The sequence below is a fragment of the Cupriavidus sp. UYPR2.512 genome (assembly GCF_000379565.1).
GTDB lineage: Bacteria > Pseudomonadota > Gammaproteobacteria > Burkholderiales > Burkholderiaceae > Cupriavidus.
Window position 1 is genome coordinate 1 of the sequence record NZ_KB902876.1, and the last position, 22,308, is coordinate 22,308.

General features: G+C 67.0%; 24 protein-coding genes and 1 pseudogene. 11 read left to right on the forward strand and 14 right to left on the reverse strand.

The annotated features are described in order from the left end of the window. The coding region (locus A3A5_RS37830) for a transposase (protein ID WP_035811955.1) at positions 1-228 on the forward strand (228 nt) is incomplete at its 5' end. Between the two features lie 126 nt (positions 229-354). Here A3A5_RS37830 and A3A5_RS0106950 read toward each other — a convergent pair. The 8 genes from A3A5_RS0106950 to A3A5_RS0106985 all read right to left on the reverse strand — a co-directional run bounded on the left by A3A5_RS0106950 (position 355) and on the right by A3A5_RS0106985 (position 7,996). After that, positions 355-1,050 (reverse strand): GntR family transcriptional regulator, encoded by a 696-nt coding sequence (locus A3A5_RS0106950; RefSeq protein WP_018309883.1) that lies wholly within the window; start codon positions 1,048-1,050, stop codon positions 355-357. Between the two features lies 1 nt (position 1,051). Continuing rightward, entirely contained in the window at positions 1,052-1,903 is an 852-nt protein-coding gene (locus tag A3A5_RS0106955; RefSeq protein ID WP_018309884.1) for an amidohydrolase, read from the reverse strand. Between the two features lie 62 nt (positions 1,904-1,965). Then, a complete protein-coding gene (locus A3A5_RS0106960; RefSeq protein WP_018309885.1) occupies positions 1,966-3,069 on the reverse strand; it encodes a zinc-binding dehydrogenase in 1,104 nt (367 codons plus the stop codon). 1 nt (position 3,070) lies between these two features. Further along, on the reverse strand, positions 3,071-3,868 hold the full coding sequence (locus A3A5_RS0106965; RefSeq protein WP_018309886.1) for an amidohydrolase: 798 nt from the start codon (positions 3,866-3,868) through the stop codon (positions 3,071-3,073). A 7-nt stretch (positions 3,869-3,875) separates the two neighbouring features. Next, positions 3,876-5,129 (reverse strand): Rieske 2Fe-2S domain-containing protein, encoded by a 1,254-nt coding sequence (locus A3A5_RS0106970; RefSeq protein ID WP_018309887.1) that lies wholly within the window; start codon positions 5,127-5,129, stop codon positions 3,876-3,878. 71 nt (positions 5,130-5,200) lie between these two features. Continuing rightward, on the reverse strand, positions 5,201-5,509 hold the full coding sequence (locus A3A5_RS0106975) for a hypothetical protein (protein ID WP_018309888.1): 309 nt from the start codon (positions 5,507-5,509) through the stop codon (positions 5,201-5,203). Positions 5,510-5,533: 24 nt separating this feature from the next. Further along, complete coding sequence (locus A3A5_RS0106980; RefSeq protein ID WP_018309889.1) at positions 5,534-6,751, reverse strand: acyl-CoA dehydrogenase family protein; 1,218 nt, start codon at positions 6,749-6,751, stop codon at positions 5,534-5,536. Positions 6,752-6,856: 105 nt separating this feature from the next. Continuing rightward, positions 6,857-7,996, reverse strand: a complete 1,140-nt coding sequence (locus A3A5_RS0106985) for a sialidase family protein (RefSeq protein ID WP_026200537.1) — start codon at positions 7,994-7,996, stop codon at positions 6,857-6,859. A 277-nt stretch (positions 7,997-8,273) separates the two neighbouring features. Here A3A5_RS0106985 and A3A5_RS0106990 point away from each other — a divergent pair, with 277 nt between their 5' ends. The 9 genes from A3A5_RS0106990 (at position 8,274) to A3A5_RS0107030 (ending at position 15,962) form a co-directional block, all read left to right on the forward strand. Further along, on the forward strand, positions 8,274-9,236 hold the full coding sequence (locus A3A5_RS0106990) for a PDR/VanB family oxidoreductase (RefSeq protein ID WP_018309891.1): 963 nt from the start codon (positions 8,274-8,276) through the stop codon (positions 9,234-9,236). Between the two features lie 28 nt (positions 9,237-9,264). Next, complete coding sequence (locus A3A5_RS0106995; RefSeq protein WP_018309892.1) at positions 9,265-10,278, forward strand: amidohydrolase family protein; 1,014 nt, start codon at positions 9,265-9,267, stop codon at positions 10,276-10,278. A gap of 31 nt (positions 10,279-10,309) precedes the next feature. Beyond that, positions 10,310-11,326, forward strand: a complete 1,017-nt coding sequence (locus A3A5_RS0107000) for a protocatechuate 3,4-dioxygenase (RefSeq protein WP_018309893.1) — start codon at positions 10,310-10,312, stop codon at positions 11,324-11,326. Beyond that, positions 11,323-11,985, forward strand: a complete 663-nt coding sequence (locus A3A5_RS0107005; RefSeq protein ID WP_018309894.1) for an RraA family protein — start codon at positions 11,323-11,325, stop codon at positions 11,983-11,985. The genes A3A5_RS0107000 and A3A5_RS0107005 overlap by 4 nt, the downstream gene beginning before the upstream one ends. Before the next feature lie 3 nt (positions 11,986-11,988). Further along, positions 11,989-12,666 carry an RraA family protein gene (locus A3A5_RS0107010; protein WP_018309895.1) on the forward strand — a complete coding sequence of 226 codons (678 nt, stop codon included), beginning with the start codon at positions 11,989-11,991 and terminating at the stop codon, positions 12,664-12,666. After that, the gene (locus tag A3A5_RS0107015; RefSeq protein WP_018309896.1) at positions 12,663-13,337 is read left to right on the forward strand and encodes a 4-carboxy-4-hydroxy-2-oxoadipate aldolase/oxaloacetate decarboxylase; all 675 of its coding nucleotides are present in this window, start codon (positions 12,663-12,665) and stop codon (positions 13,335-13,337) included. The genes A3A5_RS0107010 and A3A5_RS0107015 overlap by 4 nt, the downstream gene beginning before the upstream one ends. A 19-nt stretch (positions 13,338-13,356) precedes the next feature. After that, complete coding sequence (locus A3A5_RS0107020; RefSeq protein WP_018309897.1) at positions 13,357-14,103, forward strand: dienelactone hydrolase family protein; 747 nt, start codon at positions 13,357-13,359, stop codon at positions 14,101-14,103. A 21-nt stretch (positions 14,104-14,124) separates the two neighbouring features. Further along, a complete protein-coding gene (locus A3A5_RS0107025) occupies positions 14,125-14,676 on the forward strand; it encodes a flavin reductase family protein (protein WP_018309898.1) in 552 nt (183 codons plus the stop codon). Between the two features lie 122 nt (positions 14,677-14,798). Next, entirely contained in the window at positions 14,799-15,962 is a 1,164-nt protein-coding gene (locus A3A5_RS0107030; protein ID WP_018309899.1) for a porin, read from the forward strand. Between the two features lie 34 nt (positions 15,963-15,996). Here the strand turns inward: A3A5_RS0107030 and A3A5_RS0107035 are convergent, their stop codons facing one another. The 6 genes and pseudogenes from A3A5_RS0107035 to guaB form a co-directional block, all read right to left on the reverse strand. Continuing rightward, a complete protein-coding gene (locus tag A3A5_RS0107035) occupies positions 15,997-16,662 on the reverse strand; it encodes a GntR family transcriptional regulator (RefSeq protein ID WP_018309900.1) in 666 nt (221 codons plus the stop codon). Between the two features lie 42 nt (positions 16,663-16,704). Beyond that, positions 16,705-16,944, reverse strand: a complete 240-nt coding sequence (locus tag A3A5_RS43970) for a hypothetical protein (protein WP_198293110.1) — start codon at positions 16,942-16,944, stop codon at positions 16,705-16,707. A 59-nt stretch (positions 16,945-17,003) separates the two neighbouring features. Continuing rightward, positions 17,004-17,297, reverse strand: a pseudogene (locus tag A3A5_RS44475) (Arm DNA-binding domain-containing protein); the annotation flags it as partial. A gap of 27 nt (positions 17,298-17,324) precedes the next feature. Next, on the reverse strand, positions 17,325-18,944 hold the full coding sequence (guaA, locus tag A3A5_RS0107045) for a glutamine-hydrolyzing GMP synthase (RefSeq protein WP_018309902.1): 1,620 nt from the start codon (positions 18,942-18,944) through the stop codon (positions 17,325-17,327). Further along, positions 18,919-19,542, reverse strand: coding sequence for a membrane protein (locus A3A5_RS0107050; RefSeq protein ID WP_018309903.1), 624 nt, complete (start codon positions 19,540-19,542; stop codon positions 18,919-18,921). The genes guaA and A3A5_RS0107050 overlap by 26 nt, the downstream gene beginning before the upstream one ends. A gap of 196 nt (positions 19,543-19,738) precedes the next feature. Continuing rightward, on the reverse strand, positions 19,739-21,202 hold the full coding sequence (guaB, locus tag A3A5_RS0107055) for an IMP dehydrogenase (protein ID WP_018309904.1): 1,464 nt from the start codon (positions 21,200-21,202) through the stop codon (positions 19,739-19,741). Between the two features lie 123 nt (positions 21,203-21,325). On the opposite strand from guaB, the gene A3A5_RS0107060 reads away from it, so the two are divergent. Continuing rightward, positions 21,326-22,285, forward strand: coding sequence for a DMT family transporter (locus A3A5_RS0107060; RefSeq protein ID WP_026200539.1), 960 nt, complete (start codon positions 21,326-21,328; stop codon positions 22,283-22,285). Positions 22,286-22,308 lie beyond the last annotated feature (23 nt).

Sequence of the window (22,308 nt, forward strand, 5' to 3'; positions counted from 1 at the left end):
CCGATGAAGAAGTTCGCCCGCACCGTGCGTGCCCACCGTGAGCTGATCCTCAACTACTTCCGTGCCCGCAAGCAGTTCTCCAGCGGCGTCGTCGAGGGCCTGAACAACAAGGCCAAAGTCACCATGAGAAAATCGTACGGATTCCGAACCTTCAGGGCGACGGAAATCGCGCTATATCATGCACTTGGCAATCTTCCTGAGCCTTCGTCAACCCACACTTTTTCCTGACGAACCATCTTTTATTGGGCATTACGGGGTAAACCCCGCTCCTCCCACGCCACGCCAAAACGCGGACGAGCGCCGTCCCCGTCCGCGCGGCGGCGAACGGATGACATCCAGCGCAGAGATGTGACTTCAGAGGCCACGCGCGGTCAGCGAGGCCTGCAGGCGCTCCTCCACCGCGTTGCGGTCGCGTCGGTAGGCTTCCAGTAGCGCCGCGCGGTCTTGCGCGGCGAGCGTCTCGACGAGGTGATGTTCCGGGTCGGCCGGGAAGCGATAGCCGGCAATATCCGGCGCGGCCATCGCCCGATAGCGATCCGTCTGCCGCATCAGTCGCATCACTTCGCGCCTGAGCACCGCGTCGGGCGACAAGGCGAAGATGGCACCATGGAACTCGCGGTGTGCGCGAACCCACGCGGCGCGCGCGCCCTCCGTCAGATGGTGGTCGAGCATCGCGAGCCGCGCGCGCAGATCCGCCAGTTCGGCGGCGTCGGGCCATCGCACCGATGACAGCAATTGCGTCTCGAACAGGTGGCGGATGCGATAGAGTTGCCGCGCCTCGCTACTCGACAGCGGCGCAACGTGGAAGCCGCGATTGGGGTCGTGGCAGACCGCGGCCTCGGCCACCAGCAGACTCAGCGTTTCCCGCACCGGCACGCGACTGATGCCGAAGCGCCGGGCCAGGTCCTGCTGCCGCAACTGCTGTCCGGGCGACAGCTTCCCTTCGTTGATCAGTTCGCGGATATCGGCCGCGAGCCGCGACGGCATGTCGGTATCGGTGGCGCGAGGCGCCAGGCCCGCGGGAGGATCGAACACCTCGCGCCGGCCCATCTCAGCGCGCTCCCCAGTACACCGCGCGCGCGGTGTCGTGCAGCACCTTGCGCTGGTCGGTTTCAGACAGTAGCGACACCGACGCCTTCGCCAGCGCGACCATCTGCGCGTAGCTGCCCTTCGACTGCGCGACGTCGGACCCCCACATCACGCGATCCGCGCCGAACTCGCGCACCACGCGCTCGACCATCGGCGCCGCCGGCATCTGGGCGGCGGCGAGTTTGCCCAGGTTGATCATCGAGTACAGCAGGTAGACGTTGGGATGCTCCACCATCTCCAGCAGAGGCGCATCGACGCCGTGGTCCGGTGCCCCGCTTTCGCCGGCGATATTGGAGAAGTGATCCAGCACCACGGTGGTCTGCGGGAACCGCGCCAGTACCGGCTTGAGCGCCTTCAGGGCAGCCTCGCGGTTCCAGCGATAGAAGTGCAGTCGCACCGATCCGCCCAACTCCGACACGGTCTCCCAAGCTGCCATCGCCTCAGGCGAAGCGAACCAGGACGGGTCCGCGCCCTTGAACGGCTCGGTCAGGCGGATGCCGGCCGCGCCGCGCTCGCCGACCCAGTGCCGCACCTGCCGGCGGATCTCCGGGTCGAGCGCGTCCACCATGCCGAGCGCGCGCAGGCGTTCCGGGTAGCGCGCGGCGGCGTCGCACACATAGGCGTTGTTGAAACCGTAGATATGCGCCCGTTGGACGGCCAGCGCGCGCTCGATGCCCTGCTCGTCCATCAGCGCTAGCAGGCGCTCCGCTGTCACGGGATTGTCCAGCGCGCCGGGCTCCAGCTCGCCGCTCAGTGGCGACGTCGGATAGCGTTCCGCATCGGCGGAAATCAGGTGTGCATGACTGTCGATCATCGGCTATGTCTCCTCTGTATGCTGTTGGTTCTGCCCCGCGCCTGTAAGTGCGCGGGACCGTTTCATTTCCATGGGTCCACCGTTACGTGGATGGCGCCCTCCACGCCCTTGCCCGCAGTGGCCAGGATCGCCTCGTGGGTGTGCGCGAGCCCGAAGGTGTGCGAACACACTTCGTCGAGCGGATACCTGCCGGAGCCGATGTAGCGCAACGCCAGTTCCACCGCCGCGTAGCTGCGTCCGCGCGGGGCGCGCACGGTCAGGTAGCGCTTCTTGATCTCCCCGATCGGCACACTCTGCTCCAGGCCGTTGAGGCTCAGGTATGCGCCCTTCGCCGCCAGCCCCACGGCCAGTTGCGCCACCTCGCCGGTCGGATCGCCGGTGGTGTCGACCACCACGTCGACGCCGCGCCCCTTCGTCAGGCGCATGACCTCCGCGTGGAGATCCTGGTTCTGCACGTCGATGGCGTGATCGGCGCCGAGCCGCAGCGACAGGTCGAGCCTGGCGCGGTCGCGCGTCATGCCGGCCAGGATCACGGTCAGCGAGCCCGCAGCCTTCGCCGCGAGTACGCAGCCCAGTCCCTGCTGCCCGGGGCCGAACACCAGCACCGTCTTGCCGGGACCGGCGCCTCCGTCATTGCAGGCCCACTGCACGCCGTTGCCGAACGGCACCGCGAGCGTCGCATGCACGGCGGGCATGTCGGACGGGATCACGTGCATCACGGTGTTCAGCGGCAGGTGCATGTACTGCGCGTAGCCACCCCACAGGTGCGGTGGCTTCGCGCACGTCGACATGCCGAAACGCGGCGTGTTAAGCCGGTCCTTCACATTGAAGAAATCGACCTCCATGCACAGCCGGAAGTCGCCCTTCATGCACCATTCGCAGTGCCAGCACGGCAGGTATTCGTGCAGCGCCACGCGGTCGCCGGCCTTCACGCCCCAGCGTTGCTGCGCGATGGGGCCAAGCTCGACGATGGTGCCGACGTTCTCGTGCCCCATGATGACGGGCGCATGGCCAGGCTTGCGGTAGGTCTCGGGATCGCTGCCACCGACTCCGCTCGCTTCCACCTTGAGGATGCCGGAGTCCGGCTGCACCTGCGGGTAGTCGAACTCCCTCAACTCGGTCGTCTCGACATCGGTCTTGACGGCCGCCAGTACTTTCCTTGTCATGTCAGGTCTCCTTCCAGAACACGCGGCGCGCGGTGCCGCCCAGGATGGTCTCGCGCACCGGGGCGGGATGGTCGAGCAGGCATTCGCGCACGAGCCCCAGTGCGTTGCCATACCCCTCGCGGCTGCTCACTACCGGGAAGTCGCTGCCCCACATCAGGCGCGGGGCGCCGAACGCGGCAATGGCGGCTTCGAGCAACGCCGCGGCAGCGCCGCCGAACGTGGAGCCGTCGCGCAGCGCGGTGGACGCGCGCGGCACCAGTTCGCCAAGACCCGGCACCTTGAGAATCACGTTGTCGAAGCGGCACAGCCGCAGCACGGTGTAGCGCAGTTCGCCGTCCGCTTCGCTCTCCATCGGCTTGCTGGTATCGCCAAGGTGCTCGAGTACCACGGTCAGTCCCGGCACGGCCTGCAGCAGCTCGGCAAAGGCCGGCGCGCAGAACGCCTCGGCATTGCCGACGCAGCTGACCGGCAGGCCGCAAGCTTGCGCCGCCTTCCAGATCGCGAGCGGATCGTCGCCGGGCGAGCGGGCGCCGGGGCGCAGGCGCACGCCGGCTGCCCCTTCGTCCGCCAGCCTGGCAAGCACCTGTGGAGCGTCCGGCGCGGCCGGGTCGATCCAGACCACGCTGGCAAAGCGGCCCGGGTGTGCCCGCACGCAGTCCGCCTGGTAGCGGTTGTCCACCTGCCCGATCATCTGCGTCAGCACCGCGCGCGCCACGCCATGGCGCGCCATCTGGCCGAGCAGCGTCTCCACCGGCTCGTACCAGACCGGCGAGACATGCGCGTGGCTGTCGATCAGCATCGCCGCGTCAGGCCGTCAGGGCCACGTCGGGATTGAGCGGGACTTCCTGCTTCCACGTGCGCTCGTTGCTGAAGATCACCGTGGCCGCGCGGATCTGCGGGAACGGGATCGGCGCGATCAGCACGCTCGGCGCCTCGCCCCGCTCGGCCAGCGCGCGCGCGGTGCGGATCATCTGGCGGCGCCATGCCACCACGGCCACGTCGGAGGTGCCGAGGTGCTCCTTGGTGCGGTCCAGAATCCGGCCCTGGGTTTCGCTGACCGCGTGGTCCTGCGTCAGGATGCCCTTGATGCCCGACATCGATCCGGTCTTCATCCACTCACGGTCCTGCTGGTACCAGTTGTCGACGTTCAGCAGCTTGCGGAAATTCTCGTCGACCCAGTGGCCGCCTTCCTCGATCCGGTAGGCCACATCCACCGGCTGGCTGTCGTCGAAGAACCACTGGATGTGCCACGTCGATTCATCGTCGCGCGGGACGAAGGCGTTGGCCATGCGGCGGTTCTTGCGCACGCCGAAGCCGTCGGGCGGGATTAGCGTGAAGAACGGCAGCACCACCTCGGTCACGCGCGCATGTAGCTTGCCTTCCTCGCGGAAGTTGCGCACGCCGGCGTAGCGCAGGCCGTACTTGGTGTATTCGACTTCGATCTTCGGTTGCAGGTCGCGCTCATGGTCGTACTTCGCGGGCGCGCTCCACGGCTGCTCGCGGTGCAGCACGCCGGCGTGCGCCGAGTCGATGGTGCCTTCGACCGCCTGCGCGTAGTTGCAGTCCTCCAGCACCTTGAACGGCACGGCGTTGACGGCGGGATACGACAGCCACTCGAACTCCGGGAATTGTGGCAGCTCGGCGGCGGGGCCCATGTAGGTCCAGATCACGCCGCCGATCTCGCGGGTGGGATAGGCCTGCGCCCGGATGCGCGAGCAGAAGGCGGAGCCGGACGGCTCGGTGGGCGTATCGAGGCAGGTGCCGTCGGTGGCGAACTTCCAGCCGTGGTAGAGGCAGCGCAGGCCGCCGTCGGAGTTGTCGCCCAGCGCCAGCGACGCGCGGCGGTGCGGGCATTGCTCGTCGAGCAGGCCGACCTTGCCATCGGTGTCGCGGAACGCCACGAGATCTTCGCCGAGCAGGCGAACGCGCACCGGCTTGCCGCCGGGCTCGGCAATCTCGGACGCCAGCAGCGCGGGAATCCAGAAGCGCCGGATCAGTTCGCCCATCGGGGTGCCGCGGCCAACCTGGGTCAGCACATTGTTGTCTTCACGGGTGAGCATAGGTCCTCCTATCCTTGAATCTGTGTATCGTCTTTGTGGGGAAATGGCGCCGTGCGCCGGCTTCGGTGGGTTCAGTCCAGAAGCGCGATGGCACGGCCGAGGCGTTCCCGGGCGGCAACGGTGTCTCCGTCGTTGCCGACCAGGTCGTGAGCTTCGATCACCAGGGAGCGCATGGCCTCCAGGCGCTGCAACTGCTGCGCGCTGCGGCGGTCGCGCGCGGCATTGGCGACGTCGGCGTCGAGCAGGCGCCAGACCTCGTCCAGTTCGGATTCCCGGTAGATCATGTGTTCCACCTCGCGGGAAACCGCCATCCGCTCGCAGATCGACGACAGCGTGGCGGCCGAATAGTCGTCGATGGAAGTCAGTTCGTCGGCATGCATGGGACTCTCCTCTGTGCGTGCCGCTTACCGACCCTTCGGGCCGAACTTCGAGGGCTGCAGGCCGATGACCGCGCGGCCGTAGCTGGTCATGGCGCTGTCCCAGGTGAAGGCGAAGTGCTGGGCGGCGGAATTCACGTCGCGCCAGATCCGCTGCAGTTCGGAACTGTTGTAGATGCCGGAGCCGCCGGCGGCTTCGAACAGCGCGTTCACCGCGTAGCGCGCCTTCTGCGCGGCATAGGCCCAGTCGCGCGGAATGCGGGCCCAGTCGAGGTCGCTCAACGCGCGGGGATCTTCCGCGCTGTCCACGCGGCGCGCATCCTCGCGCACTACGGCCAGCGCGGCGTCGATCTCAGCGACCGATTCCGCCACTCGCGCAAACGTGGCCGACTGCTCGGCCGCCTGCTCGCTGCTGAACGTGGCCAGGCGCGCCGCCAGGCCTTCCGAGAAAGAGCGCACCGCGGCGCGCGCCATGCCCAGCGGGGCGCCGACCAGCGAGAACGGCGTCACGTTCTGGAACGGCATCCGGTAGATCGGCGCGCGCACCGAGCCGGTTTCGTCGGCCATGCCCGACATCATGTCCTTCACCGACACCGACCGATGCGCCGGGATGAACGTATCGGCGATGCGGATCGAGCGGCTGCCGGTGCCGCGCATGCCGGCCGTGAACCAGTCGTCGACGATCTCGATATCCTCGCGGGGCACCACGAAGAAGCGCGGCTCGGGCGGCTGGCCCTCGCGCTGCACCGCATTGCCGACGATGACCCACTGCACATGGTCGATGCCGGAGCAGAAGCGGCCGTCGCCATTGACCAGCCGGTAGCCGCCCTCCACTTCGGTGACGGTGCCGCCGAGCCGGAACACGGTGGCGGTCAGCACGCGGTCGGCGCTCATCACTTCGCGCTGCGCCTGCAGCGGGAACAGGTTCAGCATCCAGCTATGGCCGGCCAGCACGCCGTAGACCCAGCCGGTCGAGCCGCACGCGGAGGCGATCTCGGCGGTCACGTCGACCAGCGTGGCGAAGCCCAGCTCCGAGCCGCCGAACATGCGCGGCGTGACGACGCCGAACAGGCCGGCGTCCATCAGCTCGTGGATGGTCTCGGTGGAAACGATGCGCTCGCTTTCGGTGCGGTCGGCGCGAGCGCGGATCTTGTCGTGCAGCGCGCGCGCCGCGGCAATGGCGGCGTCGTGGCTGGCCAGCGCAGGCACGCTGCCGGGGGAAGTTGCCAGGGGGGAGGTGCTCATGTCTTGTCTCCTGTGTGAGGACGTACGCCGCCGCGCCGCGCGCCGGTGACGCCGCGGCGAGGCAAGGCTTGTCGTTTCTGGATGGGTTGGCCGGGGGGGCGGCGGTCAGGTGCCTGTGCGCATGCGGTCCTCCACTTTCTCGCGCTCGTCCACCTGCAGGAACCAGCGGTAGTGGCCGCCCTTCGAGATGGGGGGCAGGTCGTCGGCAACCGTGTACCAGTGCTCGCCGCCGTCTTCGCTGGCGTAGGTCTCGCCGGTCGCGGTGCCGGCCAGCAGCATCACCTGGTCGGCCCAGTGATACAAGCCCATGCCTTCGATGTTGCCGATGATTTCTGCCGGCAGGCCGCTGCGGATTTCTTCCCACGTTGCGCCGCCATCGCGGCTGCGCAGCACGGTGGCATCGGCGCTGCGCTTGGCGCCCCACTCGCGCGGGGCGTTGCCGGGGCCGCCGAGGTACAGCACGTTCTCGTCGCGCGGGTCGATGAACATGGCATCGGGATAGCCGATGCGGTCCGCGCGCGTCATCAGGTGGGTCCAGGTCTCGCCGGCGTCGGCGCTGTAGTGCAGGCCTTCGCCGCCGCACATGAAAAGCTGTGCGGGGTTCGACGGACGGATCAGCACGCGGTGGTTGTCGTGATAGAACTTGTCCTGCGCGGACTCATAGCTGCGCGGCTCGGTCCAGGTGGCACCGTCGTCCGTCGTCTTCAGCAGCGCGCCCTGCTCGATGCATACGTACAGCGTGCCCGGTTGCGCCGGATGAAAGGCCACGTTCTTGACGTGTGCCACGTGCGGCGGCGGCGGGAACGTCCACTTGTCCTGGTCCGGCACGGACAGCATGGCCGAGACTTCCATCCAGTTCTCGCCGAGGTCGTCGCTGCGATACAGGGCTGAAGGCTCGGTGCCGAGATAGAGCACCACGCGACCGTCGCGCTGCTGTGCCGCCAGCGTGTAGACGTGCTCGCTCTTCAGGCCGTTGCCGCGCGGCTCCCAGGTGACACCGAGGTCGCGGCTGACCGACATGCCGCCCTTGCCGTGCGCGCCGGCAAACAGCAGCCCCGACTGCGGCTCATACAGCAGCGCGCTCACGTGACGGTCTTCCAACGCCGAGCGGGTCCGCTGCCAAGGCGCGCCCTGCCCTGTCCGCTCGAATACATGCATGCCATGCAAGGTGGCGACGAAGAGCTGGGTGGCGGGGCCGCTGCCGTGCGTGACCGTGCCGCCGTTGCAAGAGAGGACTGCGATCAATTTGTTCTCCATTTCCATGTGACGCGGACGGTGCTGCTGCGCTGCACGATGCCGCCGCCTGTTTCCGCCAGTGATGTGACCCTTCGGGCCAATGCCCGGGAAAGTCCGTGCATCGAGAGTCTTTGACTTTTTTCTTGTTAGTCGAAATAATATGCAAAAAAGAATTTCGCGTCAACGACGAAGCGAGCGGCACGGACCACCCCGCGCGCTTCGGACGCCAGGCGCAAGGCAGGCAAAGGCCTCGCCGCATCACTGAACGTCGCCACTGGAGACACACATGAACGACCTGCCCCCGTCCACGGGCGCCCTCCTTGAGTTGCGCCTGGAGTCGATTCAATTCCTCGCCCGCGACACGCTGCTCTACGCCTTCGCCTCCCCGGCGGGCGCCGCGCTGCCGCCGTGCGAGCCGGGATCCCATATCGGCCTGCACCTGCCCAATGGCCTGGTGCGCCAGTACTCGCTGCTCGAAGGCGGCCGCGAGCCGCGGCGCTACCAGGTAGGGGTGAAGCGCGACCCGAAAAGCCGCGGCGGTTCCAGCTTCATGCACGAGCAGTTGCGCCCAGGCGTGGTGATCCAGGTCGAGCCGCCGCGCAACAATTTCCCGCTGAACGAGGAGGCCGAGCATTCGGTGCTGGTCGGCGGCGGCATCGGCATCACGCCGATCCTGTGCATGGCAAGGCGCCTGAAGGCGCTGGGCCGCTCGATGACGCTGGTGTACTCGTGCCGCGACCGCGTCGACGTCGCCTTCCTCGAGGAACTGCGCAGCTACGAGAACCTGCACCTGCACATCGACGCGGAAGCGGGCGGCGTGCTCGACATCGCCGAGGTAGTGAAGGCACAGCCGGCCAACGCGCACTTCTATTGCTGCGGCCCGGGCCCGATGCTCGCGGCCTTCGAGGCGGCCACGGCCCACCTGCCGCCGGCGCAGGTCCACGTCGAGTACTTCACCGCGAAGCAGGAAGCCGCGCTGGACGGCGGCTACACGGTCGAACTGAAGCGCAGCGGCAAGTCGCTGCAGGTACCGGGCGGCAAGACCATCCTGCAGGTGCTCAAGGATGCCGGCGTGGAAGTGGCGCACTCCTGCGAGGAGGGCGTGTGCGGCGCCTGCGAGACGCGCGTGCTGTCCGGTATTCCCGACCACCGCGACGCCATCCTCTCCGAACCGGAGAAGGCGGCCAACAACACCATGATGATCTGCTGCTCGGGCTGCAAGGGCGAGCGGCTGGTCCTCGATCTGTAAGTCATTTCATCCCAACCGGAGACATCCCATGATCATTGACTGCCACGGCCACGTCAGCCCGCCCGCCGAACTCTGGGTCTACAAGGCGCACATCCTGTCGCACCGCGGCGAGCACGGGCGCAAGATGCCCGAGGTGACGGACGAGGAGATCCTGCACTACGCCAACCGCAAGGAGATGGGTCCGGCCGGGCACATCGACCTGCTCGACCACGTGGGCACCACCGTCCAACTGCTGTCGCCGCGTCCGTTCCAGATGATGCACAGCGCGAAGCCGGGCAAGCTGGTGCACTGGTTCACCGAGGAGACCAACAACATCATCGCCCGCACGGTGAAGCTGCTGCCCAAGCGCTTCATCGGCGTGGGTGGCCTGCCGCAGGTGGCCGGCGATTCCATCGAAGTGGTACTGCCGGAACTGGAACGCTGCGTGAAGGAACTGGGCTTCCGCGGCGTGCTGCTCAATCCGGACCCGTTCGAGAACAACGGCTCCGAAGCGCCACCGCTGGGCGACCGCTACTGGTATCCGCTGTACGAGAAGCTGTGCGAGCTCGACATCCCCGCGCACATCCACGCCACCGGCTCGCACTCCGCGCGCTCGCCGTACACGGTCCACTTCATTAATGAAGAGACCATCGCGGTGTTCGGCCTGGTGAACTCCGACGTGTTCAAGGACTTCCCGTCGCTGAAGATCCTGGTGTCGCACGGCGGCGGCTCGATCCCCTACCAGATCGGCCGCTTCCAGTCCGGCGCCGCGCGCGCGGGCCGCGACTTCCTCGCCGGAATGCGCAATCTCTACTACGACACCGTGCTGTATTCGGAGGAATCGCTGCGCCTGCTGATCAAGACCGTCGGCGCGGACCGCTGCCTGTTCGGCGCCGAGTGCCCCGGCGTGGGCTCGCAGACCAATCCGGCTACCGGCCGCACCTTCGACGACATCAAGCCGTTCATCCAGGGCTTCGACTGGTTGTCGCCGGAAGAGAAGAACCAGATCTTCTTCGGCAACGCGCAGAAGCTGTTCAACCTTGACCTGGCGGCGTACCGCTAAACGCGCGACGACGCCCGGAGGAGACCAAACCATGGCAGAAATCGTACTCGGCATGGGCACCTCGCATGGTCCCATGCTGGTCACGCCGCCGCACACATGGGGCTCGCGCCTGCCCGACGACCGCCGCAGCCTGCATCACTACCAGGGCCGGACGTGGACGTTCGACGAGCTGGTGCAGCATCGCGCGTCGGAAAACCTGGCCGCGCAGATCAGGCCGGAAGTGTGGGAAGCCCGGCACGCCCGCTGCATGCAGGCCATCGAACGCATGTCGCAGGTGCTGGCCGAAGCCCGCCCCGATGTGGCAGTGATCGTCGGCAACGACCAGATGGAAATCTTCGACGACATGCTCGTGCCCGCGTTCAGCGTGATGTGGGGCGAGACCATCGTCAACAACATGATCAGCGACGAGAAGCTGTCGCGGCTGCCGCCCGGCGTGGCCCACGCCATGCCCGGCTACATGCCGCCGCAAGCGACCTATTCCGGCGTGCCGGCGCTGGGCCGCCACCTGATCGAACGCACCGTGGCCGACGGCTTCGACATCACGGCACTGAAGCATCTTTCCGCTACCGAGACGCCGCACGCCTTCGGCTTCGTGTTCCGGCAATTGATGAAGGACCAGGTGATTCCCACCGTGCCGGTGCTGATCAACACGTTCTATCCGCCCAACCAGCCGACCGCCGGCCGCTGCCATGCGTTCGGACGTTCGCTGGCGCGCGCCATCCGGTCGTGGGACAGCGACGCGCGCGTGGCGATCATCGCCTCGGGCGGCCTGACCCACTTCGTCATCGACGAGAGCGTCGACCAGTTGATCCTTGACAGCATGCGCGCGCATGACTTCTCGCCCGTGGAGGGACTGGGCGAGGCGATCTTCCAGGCCGGGACCTCCGAGGTCAAGAACTGGATTCCCGTGGCCGGCGCGATGGACGAGCTTGGCTTCGGCATGGAAGTGATCGACTACGTGCCTTGCTACCGCAGCGAAGCTGGGACGGGCAATGCCATGGGGTTCGCCTGCTGGCGGCCCGACAACCACAAGGAAACCATCCGATGAGCACTCCCCAGGAATATGTGCGCCGCCTGCGCCGGCTGGATTGTTGCGCAGTGTCCGACACGCTCGACAAGCTCGGCCTGCCGGGCGTTGTGAGCGGCGTGCGTCAGGAAGCCGGTGACGGCCGCATCGCCGGCCGCGTGATTACCGTGAAGCTCGGCACGGGCGCGCCGCCACCGGGCGAGCCCCGCCACTTGGGCACCACCGCCATCGAGGCCGGCGGCGCGGACGACGTGATCGTCGTCGAGCAGCGCACCGGCGTCGAGGCGGGAAGCTGGGGCGGCATGCTGTCGCTCGGCGCGAAGGTGAAGGGTATCGCGGGGGTGGTGGCCGATGGTCCCGTGCGCGACATCGACGAAGCGTGCGCGATGAACTTTCCCGTGTTCGCCTCTTCCCTCACCGCGCGCACCGCGCGCGGCCGTATCGTCGAGAAAGGCACCAACGTGCCGATCCGCGTGTGGGACGTGGATGTCGATGCAGGCGACTACGTTCTCGCCGACCGCAGCGCTGTCATCTTCATCGCCGCGGCGAACATCGACCGCGTGCTGGAGGCCGCGGAAGCCATCGTCGCCCGCGAAGCTCGCATGGCCAAAGCCGTTCTGGCCGGCACGCCGATGAGCCAGGTCATGGGCGGCAACTACGAATTCATGCTGAAGGATTAAGTCATGTCAGAACAGATCGAAGACCGCAACGTCGCCCGCGCCGGCAGGCTCGACACCGCCACGCTCAGCGACGCGATGGACCGCCTCGGCATCGTCGGCCAGTGCCGCGCCATCAAGCCGCGCGATGCCGGCTTCCGCATGGCCGGCCGCGCCTTCACCATTCTCTACGGCCCGGCCGCGAGCCCGCCGGGCACGGTCGGGGACTTCATCGATGACGTGCCGCCCGGCCACGTCATCGTGCTTGACAACGGGGGGCGTACCGATGCCACGGTCTGGGGCGACATCATGACCGAGATTGCGCATCGCCGCGGCATTGCCGGCACCGTAATCGATGGCATTAATCGCGACGTGCACCTGTGCCTGTCGCTCGGCTATCCAGTGTTCTCGCGCGACAACTGGATGCGTACCGGCAAGGACCGCGTGCAGGTGGAGGCTACCAACGTGCCGGTGAACATCGGCGACGTGCGTGTCGCGCCAGGCGACATCCTGCGTGGCGACGCAGACGGGCTGGTATCGATTCCGCGTGGTCACGAAGAGCGCATCCTCGCCGCCGCCGAAGAAATCGAAGCCGCCGAGAACGCCATTCGCAAGGCAGTCGCCAGCGGCATGCGCCTGGACGAGGCCCGCGCCCAGCACCGCTACCACCAACTGCAGACGCGCGCCGAAGGAGCGAAAGCATGAGCCGGCCCATCGACCGCATCGACCCGCGCGACACCACACAACTGAACGTCGTGCGTACCCCACCGGAAATCGTCAACGCCGCCCGTGGCATTCCCACGGCCACGTTGCACGAAGCCGCCGGCAAGATCGGCGCCCTTCCGTCCGCAATCAAGCCGGTCGCACCCGGCTTCCGGCTGTGCGGCCCAGCCGTCACGGTGCACGCGCCGGGCGGCGACAACCTGTGGCTGCACCGCGCCATCTACGCCGCGCAGCCGGGCGACGTGCTGGTGGTGTCGGTCAGCGACGCCTTCGAACACGGCTACTGGGGCGAAGTCATGTCCACCGCCAGCCAGGTGCGCGGCCTCGCCGGCCTGGTGATCGACGGCTGCGTGCGCGACGGCGTGCTGCTGGAGGAGATCGGCTTCCCGGTGTTCGCCCGCGGCCTGTGCATTCGCGGCACCGGCAAGGACTTCGGCGCGCGCGGCTGGATCAATGCACCGACCGTGTTCGGCGACGTCACCGTGCATGCCGGCGACCTGATCGTCGGTGACAGCGACGGCGTAGTCTGCATTCCGCGCGACCGCGCTGGCAAGGTGGTGGACGCAGGCCTCGCGCGAGAGGCAAACGAGGCCGACCAGTGCCGCCGCCTCCGTGCGGGCGAGACCACGCTCGACATTTTCGGCTGGAACTGAGCGGGGAGAGAGAGACGACATGAACGAACGCATCGACGAAGACACGACGATCCGCACGAGCTGGATCGACATCCCGGCAGCCGATGGCCGCGCGTACCAGGGCTATCTCGCGCTGCCGCCTGCGGGAGCGGGCCCCGGGATTGTCCTCTTCCAGGAAATCTTCGGCGTCAACCGCCATATCCGGGCTGTGGCCGAGCAGTACGCGCAACTCGGCTTTGTCGTGCTCGCGCCCGACGTGTTCTGGCGGCAGGCGCCGCGCGAATCGTTCGGCTATGTGGGCGACGAAGCCGCACGCGCGCGAGACATGCTCATGCGCGCCGACATGGCCGAGATCGGGGTCGACCTGGAAGGCACCGTGCGCACGCTGCGCGAGCGTCCCGAGGTGACGGGCGGCGTGGGCGCGCTCGGCTTCTGCATCGGCGGCCGGCTGGCCTATCTGGCGGCCGCTGCGGGACTGGTGGAGGCCGCCGCGTGCTACTACGGCGGCGGCATCCAGGACCAGTTGCAGAAGGCGGCGGCCGTGCGTTGCCCGATGCTGTTCCACTATGGCGAGACGGATCCCATGATCCCGCTCGCGGCGGTCGAGCGCGTCAGGGCAGCCTTCGCCGACCGGGACACGGCGAAGTTCTTCGTCTATCCCGGCGCGAGCCACGGCTTCAACTGCTGGGAGCGTGCCAGCTACCAGCCGCTCGCCGCGATGCAGGCGCACGGTCGCACCGTGCTGCACTTCGCCCGCCATCTCGCTGCCGCCACCACGGTCGCATAGCCTCGGGACGGAGAACTCGCCATGAGCATCGACGCCAACCAGTTCAAGGCAGCGATGCGCTGCCTCGCCGGACACGTCTGCCTGATTACCACGCTGTCGGCGGACGGCTCCCGGGCGGGGCTGACGGCCACGGCCGTCTGCTCAGTCTCGGCCGATCCGCCCACGCTGCTCGCCTGCGTCAACCGCAACAGCGCGTCGTTCCACGCCATCCAGGCGTCGGGCATCTTCGCGGTGAACGTGCTGGCGCTGGAAAGCCGTCGGCTGGCCGACCGCTTCGCCAGTCCCATGCCGGCGGAGGAGAAGTTCGCCGACGGCGTATGGGGACGCGCCAGCACCGGCGCGCCGGTACTCCGGAACGCCCTGGTCAGCTTCGATTGCCGCGTGGCCAGTGCCGTGGATGTCGGCACGCACGGCATCCTCTTCGGCGCCATCGACACCGCAATGCCGCGCGCCGACCGCGCCCGGCCGCTGCTGTACGCGCACGGCAGCTACGGCGAGTTTTCGTCGACCGACGCTGCCGCGGCGCGGGAACTGCTCTGGATTCCGACATGGGACCCGGAACCTGCCGGCTGAGGCGGACGATCGCAAACCCGCCGGCCGACAAAATCCCGCCCGCATCCCTGCCGGGCGAGCACCACAACAATAAATTCCAACAACGGAGACACGAATTGGCTCTTCGGAGAAGAAAGCTGCCAATGGCACTTCGCCATCTGTCATTCTGCATCGCAATGACGGCTGCCACCACAGTGACGCACGCGCAGGGCAGCGTCACCATCGGCGGCCTGCTGGACGAGGGTGTCGCGGTCTATCGCGACAACGGCGGCCATTCGAACGTCCGCATGCAGGATTCCGCCATCTACCCGTCGAAGTTCTACCTGCGCGGCATCGAGGACCTCGGCGGTGGCCTGCAGGCATCGTTCAGCCTGGACTCGATGATTTCCCTCAGCACCGGGGCGCTCGATCCGCAGTCGCGCGGTGCATTGTTCGAGAACTCGGCCTGGGTCGGCATGCGCAAGGTCGGGATTGGCGGCTTGCGCCTCGGGCAGCAGAACGACTTCGCATTCGACTACTTCCTGATCGGCGCCATCGACCCCGCCACCGGCATCGCGGGCGGCATGCTGAACTTCCGCACCGGCAGCTTCGGCGCGGACCTGCTTGGCCTCAAGGGCCCCGCGCAGATCGGCGCCGGCCTTGCCGCCGGTGCGCCATACGCGCCGTACACCAATGCCGCCGGCGCGCCGGTGGGCATGTCGGCCATCAACTGGGACCGCGTGGGCGGCAAGCGGATGTCGAACGCAGTCAAGCTGACGACCGACGAGATCGGCGGCTTTTCGGCCGGGCTGATGTACAGCTTCGGCGAAGTCGCGGGAGACTTCCGGAACGGGTCAGGCAAGAGCGCGGCGATCGGCTATCACCACGGAGAAACGCGCGCCGCCGTGGTCTATACCGAGCAGAACTACGGCGCGGTCAATGGCGGGCAGAGCGGCATCGCCAACTTCCTTGCCGGCGCCCGCACCAAGGTGTCGCGCTTCGATTTCTCGGGCATGTACAGCCAGGCGCGCAACACATTCACCGGAGCGAGGATCTACGCGCTTGCCGGCGGCATCGGCTATGCACTGACGCCGGACCTGATTCTCGGCGGCGCCTATACCTACGAGAACGGCAACGAGCAACTGAAGAACGTGATCATCCACCAGGGCGCGCTCCAGTTGACGTACACCTTCTCCAAGCGGACCGCGGTCTATCTGGTGGGGGTCTACCAGCACACCAACGGCGCCTATGCCGCGGAGATCGGCAACATCCTTGCCAGCGGGAAGATCCAGTCCGTCGCGGCAGTCGGCATGATGCACCGCTTCTGACGGCAGTACGCGGGGCGCTGGAGCACGCCCCGCTTCATACGCCGCGCGCCGCGAGAATCTGCATCAGCCCCTCGGCCACCATCTTGCGGCCTTCGGCGTAGGCATCCAGCAACATTTCCCGGTTCTTGGTACTCAACGCCTTCACGAGCTTCTGCTCGATGTTGGCCTTCAGGTGCTGGTCGCGCAGCGTGATGTCGGCGGCCAGCGCACGGTAGCGGTCGGTGAGCCGCATCAGCCGCAGCGCCTCGCGCTTGAGCACCTTGTTCGGCGACAGCTCGAACACCGCGTCGTGGAATGCGCGATGGTGCTCGATCCATTCCGAGCGGTTTCCGGCCGCGAGCAGTTCGTCGAGTTCGGTCAGCATCGCCTTGAGCTGCTTGAGTTGCGCGGGCGTGGGCCACTCGATCGTGGAAAGCAGTTCCGCTTCCAGCAGTTGCCGCATCAGGTAAAGCTGGCGGGCCTCGTCGGTCGACAATGGCGCGACGAAGAAGCCCCGGTTCGGATCGTGCTCGATGATGCTTTCGGCCGCCAGCAGCTTCAGCGCCTCGCGCACGGGGACGCGGCTGATGCCGAAGCGGTCGGCCAGGTCGGATTGCCGTAGCTGCAGCCCGGGCGGCAACTGTCCGCGGTTGATGAGCTTGCGGATTTCCTGGGCGATCTGGGCGGGAATGTCGATGCCTTGTAGTTCTGCGGTGGCCACGATATGACTAGGTCTGAATGAGATATGCAATATTGCATTCAATCATACCTCCAATCGGCCACTCCAAGGCGAGATCCGCGCTTCGGTAGGCGATGAGCGGTCGCGCCCGCCGACACGTTCCTCCCGGAAGCGCTTCAGCACGTCCGACTCGCGCCAGCGCGCCAGCTTCACCGTTTTCTCAGTGGGCAGCCCCGGCATGTCGCGCCGCGCGATCACGAACAGCCGCTCCGTGAACAGCGGCGCCAAGCTGCAGCAATGATGCCCGCTCGCCTGGAAGAGCACGGCTAGGTCCGTCTGCTACCGAATGGGCAGCTTCGCTAGGTCACGGGGTTGCGCCCCTTCATCCGGGCGCCGGCCAGCCATTTCTCGGTCACGTCGCCAAAGGTCTTGGCGGCGGTCAGCCGGCGCTTCTCGCGCTGCTTCTCAAGTGCAGGGGACTTGCCCTAGGCAATGGCCTTCTTGGCGTCGATCAGCTTTTCGCGGGCCAGGGCCAGCGAGATGCCGGCCGTAGCGGCCGATGGTCAGCGTCTCACGGCAGCGGAAGGTGACGGTACCGGTGGGCGATACCGTCACATACATTCCATCGTGGTCAGAAGCCCTTATTAATCTTTGGACTTAGGCTTGAGATTGCGCAATTTCGATAGTCCCCGAAGGACCCAGTTTCACTCCCACTCAATCGTCGCCGGCGGTTTGCCCGACACGTCATACACAACCCGGTTGAGGCCACGTACTTCGTTAATGATCCGGTTCGAGCAACGCCCCAGCAGCGCATACGGCAGGTGCGCCCAGTGCGCGGTCATGAAGTCGGTGGTCTGCACGGCGCGCAGCGCGACGACGTAGTCGTAGGTGCGGCCGTCGCCCATCACGCCCACGGACTTGACCGGCAGGAACACGGCGAAGGCCTGGCTGGTCAGGTCGTACCAGCTCTTGCCGGCCTGGTCCGGCTCGCACAGGCCCGCGGCGGCGTCCTGTTCGGTGGCGATGGTCTTGCGCAGTTCTTCGATGAAGATCGCATCGGCGCGGCGCAGCAGGTCGGCGTAGTCGCGCTTGACCTCGCCCAAAATGCGCACGCCCAGGCCCGGGCCCGGGAACGGGTGGCGGTAGACCATTTCCGGCGGCAGGCCCAGGGCTACGCCCAGCTCGCGCACTTCGTCCTTGAACAGGTCGCGCAGCGGCTCCAGCAGCTTCAGGCCCAGCGTTTCCGGCAGGCCGCCGACGTTGTGGTGGCTCTTGATGGTGGTGGCCTTCTTGGTCTTGGTGCCGCCCGACTCCACCACGTCCGGATAGATCGTGCCCTGCGCCAGCCACTTGGCGTTGGACAGCTTCCTGGCCTCGGCCTGGAACACTTCGACGAACTCGCGGCCGATGATCTTGCGCTTCTGCTCGGGATCGGTCACGCCGGCCAGGTGGCCGAGGAACTGATCGGAGGCGTCGATATGCACGACCTTGGCGTGCAGGCGGCCGGCGAACATGTCCATCACCATCTTGCCTTCGTCCAGGCGCAGCAGGCCGTGGTCGACGAACACGCAGGTGAGCTGATCGCCGATGGCGCGGTGGATCAGCGCCGCGGCCACCGACGAGTCGACGCCGCCGGACAGGCCCAGGATGACTTCTTCATCGCCGACCTGTTCGCGGATCTTGGCGACTGCTTCCTCGATATGGTCGTGCATGACCCAGTCAGGCTTGCAGCCAGCGATGCCGAGCACGAAGCGCTCCAGCATCTGGCGGCCCTTGGCGGTATGCGTGACCTCGGGGTGGAACTGCACCGCGTAGTAGCCCCGCGCCTCGTCGGCCATGCCGGCGATCGGGCAGCTTGGTGTGGAGGCCATCAGCTTGAAGCCCGGCGGCAGGCCGGCAACCTTGTCGCCGTGGCTCATCCAGACCTTGAGCATGCCATGGCCTTCCGGCGTGCGGAAATCCTCGATGTCCTTGAGCAGGTTGGTGTGGCCATGGGCGCGCACCTCGGCGTAGCCGAATTCGCGGTGGTCGCTCCACTCGACCTTGCCGCCCAGCTGCACGGCCATGGTCTGCATGCCGTAGCAGATGCCCAGCACCGGCACGCCCAGGTCCCACACGGCCTGCGGCGCGCGCAGCTGGTGGTCTTCATAGGTGCTGGCGTGGCTGCCCGACAGGATGATGGCCTTGGGGGCGAACTCGCGTACGAAGTCGTCGGAGACGTCGTTCGGGTGGATCTCGCAATAGACGTGCGCCTCGCGGACGCGGCGGGCGATCAGCTGCGTGACCTGCGAGCCGAAATCAAGAATGAGGATTTTGTCGTGCATGATGGGCCGATGGCGTGTCTTCCGGGATGGGCTCGGTCACGACTTCCGTGCCGGGACCATAGCCCGGCGGCGGCGTGATGACCGGCTCGCGCCGGTATTCTGGGGTATTCGTTTGGCGCGCCGCGGGGGCGACGCCGGGTTCCTTGCGGACTTCCTTCTTGTGTTCCTGTTCCTGCAGTGCGCGCTCGGCCTTCAGTTGCCTTTCGCGGTTGCGCACGCGCCTGGAAGCGGGAATCTGCACCAGCGCGAAAAACGCCAGCACCACTGCCATCACCGGCAGCCAGATCTTGCCCGCGCCGACCAGCGGCAGTTCCATGAACACCATCCAGGCAATGATCAGCACTGCGCTGGCCAGGTTCACATAGCCGGCCGTGCGCGCCACCGGTACCGTCAGTTGTCCGTTGAACGCTGCCTGCCACAGCAGCGCAGCCAGGCCGACCAGCGCCACGCCCAGCAACTGCCCGAACAGGGCCGGTTGCGGCTGCGGCAACTGCAGCGCAGCGTACAGCGTGGTGAACGGGGACATCAACAGCAGGATGCCCAGCAGCAAATCCACCAGGGCATCAAAAAACAGCACGGCTCGCAGCAATACCTTCATTGGCGCTCCTCGTCATGGGCCCGGCCAATGTTGCGGCCGGCTGGTGTGGCCCACGTTCAGGCAACACCGGCGTGGCGAGCGGCCGGGCCGGATGGCATTCCGGTCAGGCGAAGGCGCCGCCCGCGGCAATGCGCCCTCGCCCCGACGATCTTGCGGCCGCGCACCGCCGCGAGGCGACGGGCGCAGCCGCTGCGCGTCAGTCGATATGGTAGTTCGGCGCTTCCTTGGTGATCTGCACGTCGTGCACGTGCGATTCACGCATGCCGGCTGCCGTGATCTGGACGAACTGGGCGCTCTCGTGCCAGTCCGCAATCGACTTGCTGCCGCAATAGCCCATCGAGGACCGTACGCCACCGGTCAGCTGGTGGATGATCGCCATCACCGAGCCCTTGTACGGCACGCGCCCTTCAATCCCTTCGGGCACCAGCTTGTCGACGTTGGCGGTGTTGTCTTCCTGGAAGTAGCGGTCTGCCGCGCCATCCTTCATCGCACCCACCGAGCCCATGCCGCGGTAGCTCTTGAACGAACGGCCCTGGAACAGGAAGGTTTCGCCTGGCGCTTCCTCGGTGCCCGAGAACATGCCGCCCATCATCACGGTGTGGGCGCCTGCCGCCAGGGCCTTGGCCACATCGCCAGAGTAGCGCACGCCGCCGTCAGCGATCAGCGGCACGCCGGTGCCCTTGAGGGCTTCGGCCACGTTGGAAACCGCCGTGATCTGGGGCACGCCCACGCCGGCAACGATACGCGTGGTGCAGATCGAGCCCGGGCCGATGCCGACCTTGACGCCGTCGGCGCCATGCTCGACCAGCGCACGCGCGGCATCGCCGGTGGCGATATTGCCGCCAACCACCTGCACCTGCGGGAAGTTCTGCTTGACCCAGCGGACGCGGTCCAGCACGCCCTGGCTATGACCGTGTGCTGTATCCACCACAACCACATCGACGCCGGCCTTGACCAGCAGTTCGACGCGCTCGTCGTTGTCCGGGCCCACGCCGACCGCGGCGCCTACGCGCAGCTGGCCGTGGTCATCCTTGCTGGCCAGCGGATTGTCCACTGCCTTCTGGATATCCTTCACCGTGATCAGGCCGCGCAGCTCGAAAGCCTGGTTGACCACCAGCACGCGCTCAAGGCGGTGGCGGTTCATCAGGCGCTTGGCTTCTTCCAGCGGCGCGCCTTCGGCCACGGTCACCAGCTTTTCACGCGGCGTCATCTTGGCGCGCACCGGGGCGTCGAGCTCTTCCTCGAAGCGCAGGTCGCGGTTGGTGATGATGCCGACCACGGCCTTGCCTTCCAGCACCGGGAAGCCGGAAATGCCGTGATGCTGCGACAGCGCGATCACATCGCGGACCTTCATGTCCGGCGAAATGGTGATCGGATCACGCAATACGCCCGACTCATAGCGCTTCACGCGCGCAACTTCGCGGGCCTGGTCGGCGGGCTTCAGGTTCTTGTGGACGATGCCGATACCGCCGGCCTGCGCCATGGAAATCGCCAGACGCGCTTCCGTCACTGTGTCCATCGCCGCGGATACCAGCGGGATGTTCAGTTCAATGGAGCGGGTCAGGCTGGTGCGGAGGGAGACATCCCGGGGAAGGACGGCCGAATAGGCCGGGACGAGCAGCACGTCATCGAATGTGAGTGCTTTCTGGACAAGACGCATAGCAAATCCTCTAGGCGCAAAACCGAATTATACAGGAATGCGCGCTTTGCTGATGCACTGCAAAAGGGATTCCTCCATGTCGTCTGCTATGCTCGTTGTCCTTTTGTTCGGGCGAAGCGAAGTATGGGAATCGGCGTATTGTGCGGGCTGCTGGCAGGCGCCTTCTGGGGCATGGTCTTTATCGCCCCCAAGCTGCTGCCCGTGTTCTCGCCGTGGGAGCTGGCCATCGGCCGCTACCTGGCCTACGGGCTGGTCGCCTTCATGGCCGCGCTGCCGCTGATGACGCGCATCGCCCGCAAGCTGACCCGGGCGGACTGCGTGGCGCTGCTGCGCCAGGCCTTCACCGGCAACCTGCTCTACTACGTGCTGCTGGCCTTCGGCGTGCAGCTCGCCGGGGTGGGCCCCACCTCCCTGATCATTGGCATCCTGCCGATCTCCGTCACCATCATGGGCCGGCGCGACCACGGCGCCGTGCCGCTGTCGCGGCTGATGTGGCCGCTGCTGGTGGTGGCCGCCGGCATCGCCTGCATCAATATCGACCTGTTCGGCGGCGGCCAGAGCGCCCACGCGGCGGCAGCCGGCGCGGCAGTCCGGCCGGTCTGGCAGAAACTGGCCGGGGTCTGCTGCGCGGCCGGCGCGCTGGTCTGCTGGACGCTCTACGCGGTCGATAACGCACGCTACCTGCAGCGCAACCCGCACTACAGCGGCAATGAATGGTCGGCGTTGTACGGGTTGTCGACCGGCGCGGTGTCGGCGGTGCTGGCCGTGATCGGCTGGCTGCTGGCGGGCGACACGCTGACCGCGGGCGACAGCGGCCGTGACTGGCAGTGGTTCTGGATGGTCAACGCCGCGGTGGCGCTGGGCGCGTCGCTGATCGGCAACAACCTCTGGAACATTGCCAGCCGGCGGCTGCCGCTGACACTCTCGGGCCAGATGATCGTGTTCGAGACACTGTTCGCGCTGGCCTACGGCTTTGTCTTCGACCAGCGCTGGCCGCGGCCGCTGGAAATCGCCGCCATCGTGTTGCTGATGGTCGGCGTGGCCTGGTCGGTGCGCTTGCACGCCACCGACAAGTCTGCGTAGACTAGCGAACGATGGCGCGGGGG

Coding starts and splice junctions, on each gene's coding strand:
- A3A5_RS0106950 (WP_018309883.1), bottom strand. CDS start 1,050: ATGGGCCGGCGCGAGGTGTTCGATCCTCCCGCGGGCCTGGCGCCTCGC.
- A3A5_RS0106955 (WP_018309884.1), bottom strand. CDS start 1,903: ATGATCGACAGTCATGCACACCTGATTTCCGCCGATGCGGAACGCTAT.
- A3A5_RS0106960 (WP_018309885.1), bottom strand. CDS start 3,069: ATGACAAGGAAAGTACTGGCGGCCGTCAAGACCGATGTCGAGACGACC.
- A3A5_RS0106965 (WP_018309886.1), bottom strand. CDS start 3,868: ATGCTGATCGACAGCCACGCGCATGTCTCGCCGGTCTGGTACGAGCCG.
- A3A5_RS0106970 (WP_018309887.1), bottom strand. CDS start 5,129: ATGCTCACCCGTGAAGACAACAATGTGCTGACCCAGGTTGGCCGCGGC.
- A3A5_RS0106975 (WP_018309888.1), bottom strand. CDS start 5,509: ATGCATGCCGACGAACTGACTTCCATCGACGACTATTCGGCCGCCACG.
- A3A5_RS0106980 (WP_018309889.1), bottom strand. CDS start 6,751: ATGAGCACCTCCCCCCTGGCAACTTCCCCCGGCAGCGTGCCTGCGCTG.
- A3A5_RS0106990 (WP_018309891.1), top strand. CDS start 8,274: ATGAACGACCTGCCCCCGTCCACGGGCGCCCTCCTTGAGTTGCGCCTG.
- A3A5_RS0106995 (WP_018309892.1), top strand. CDS start 9,265: ATGATCATTGACTGCCACGGCCACGTCAGCCCGCCCGCCGAACTCTGG.
- A3A5_RS0107000 (WP_018309893.1), top strand. CDS start 10,310: ATGGCAGAAATCGTACTCGGCATGGGCACCTCGCATGGTCCCATGCTG.
- A3A5_RS0107005 (WP_018309894.1), top strand. CDS start 11,323: ATGAGCACTCCCCAGGAATATGTGCGCCGCCTGCGCCGGCTGGATTGT.
- A3A5_RS0107010 (WP_018309895.1), top strand. CDS start 11,989: ATGTCAGAACAGATCGAAGACCGCAACGTCGCCCGCGCCGGCAGGCTC.
- A3A5_RS0107015 (WP_018309896.1), top strand. CDS start 12,663: ATGAGCCGGCCCATCGACCGCATCGACCCGCGCGACACCACACAACTG.
- A3A5_RS0107020 (WP_018309897.1), top strand. CDS start 13,357: ATGAACGAACGCATCGACGAAGACACGACGATCCGCACGAGCTGGATC.
- A3A5_RS0107025 (WP_018309898.1), top strand. CDS start 14,125: ATGAGCATCGACGCCAACCAGTTCAAGGCAGCGATGCGCTGCCTCGCC.
- A3A5_RS0107030 (WP_018309899.1), top strand. CDS start 14,799: ATGGCACTTCGCCATCTGTCATTCTGCATCGCAATGACGGCTGCCACC.
- guaA (WP_018309902.1), bottom strand. CDS start 18,944: ATGCACGACAAAATCCTCATTCTTGATTTCGGCTCGCAGGTCACGCAG.
- A3A5_RS0107050 (WP_018309903.1), bottom strand. CDS start 19,542: ATGAAGGTATTGCTGCGAGCCGTGCTGTTTTTTGATGCCCTGGTGGAT.
- guaB (WP_018309904.1), bottom strand. CDS start 21,202: ATGCGTCTTGTCCAGAAAGCACTCACATTCGATGACGTGCTGCTCGTC.
- A3A5_RS0107060 (WP_026200539.1), top strand. CDS start 21,326: ATGGGAATCGGCGTATTGTGCGGGCTGCTGGCAGGCGCCTTCTGGGGC.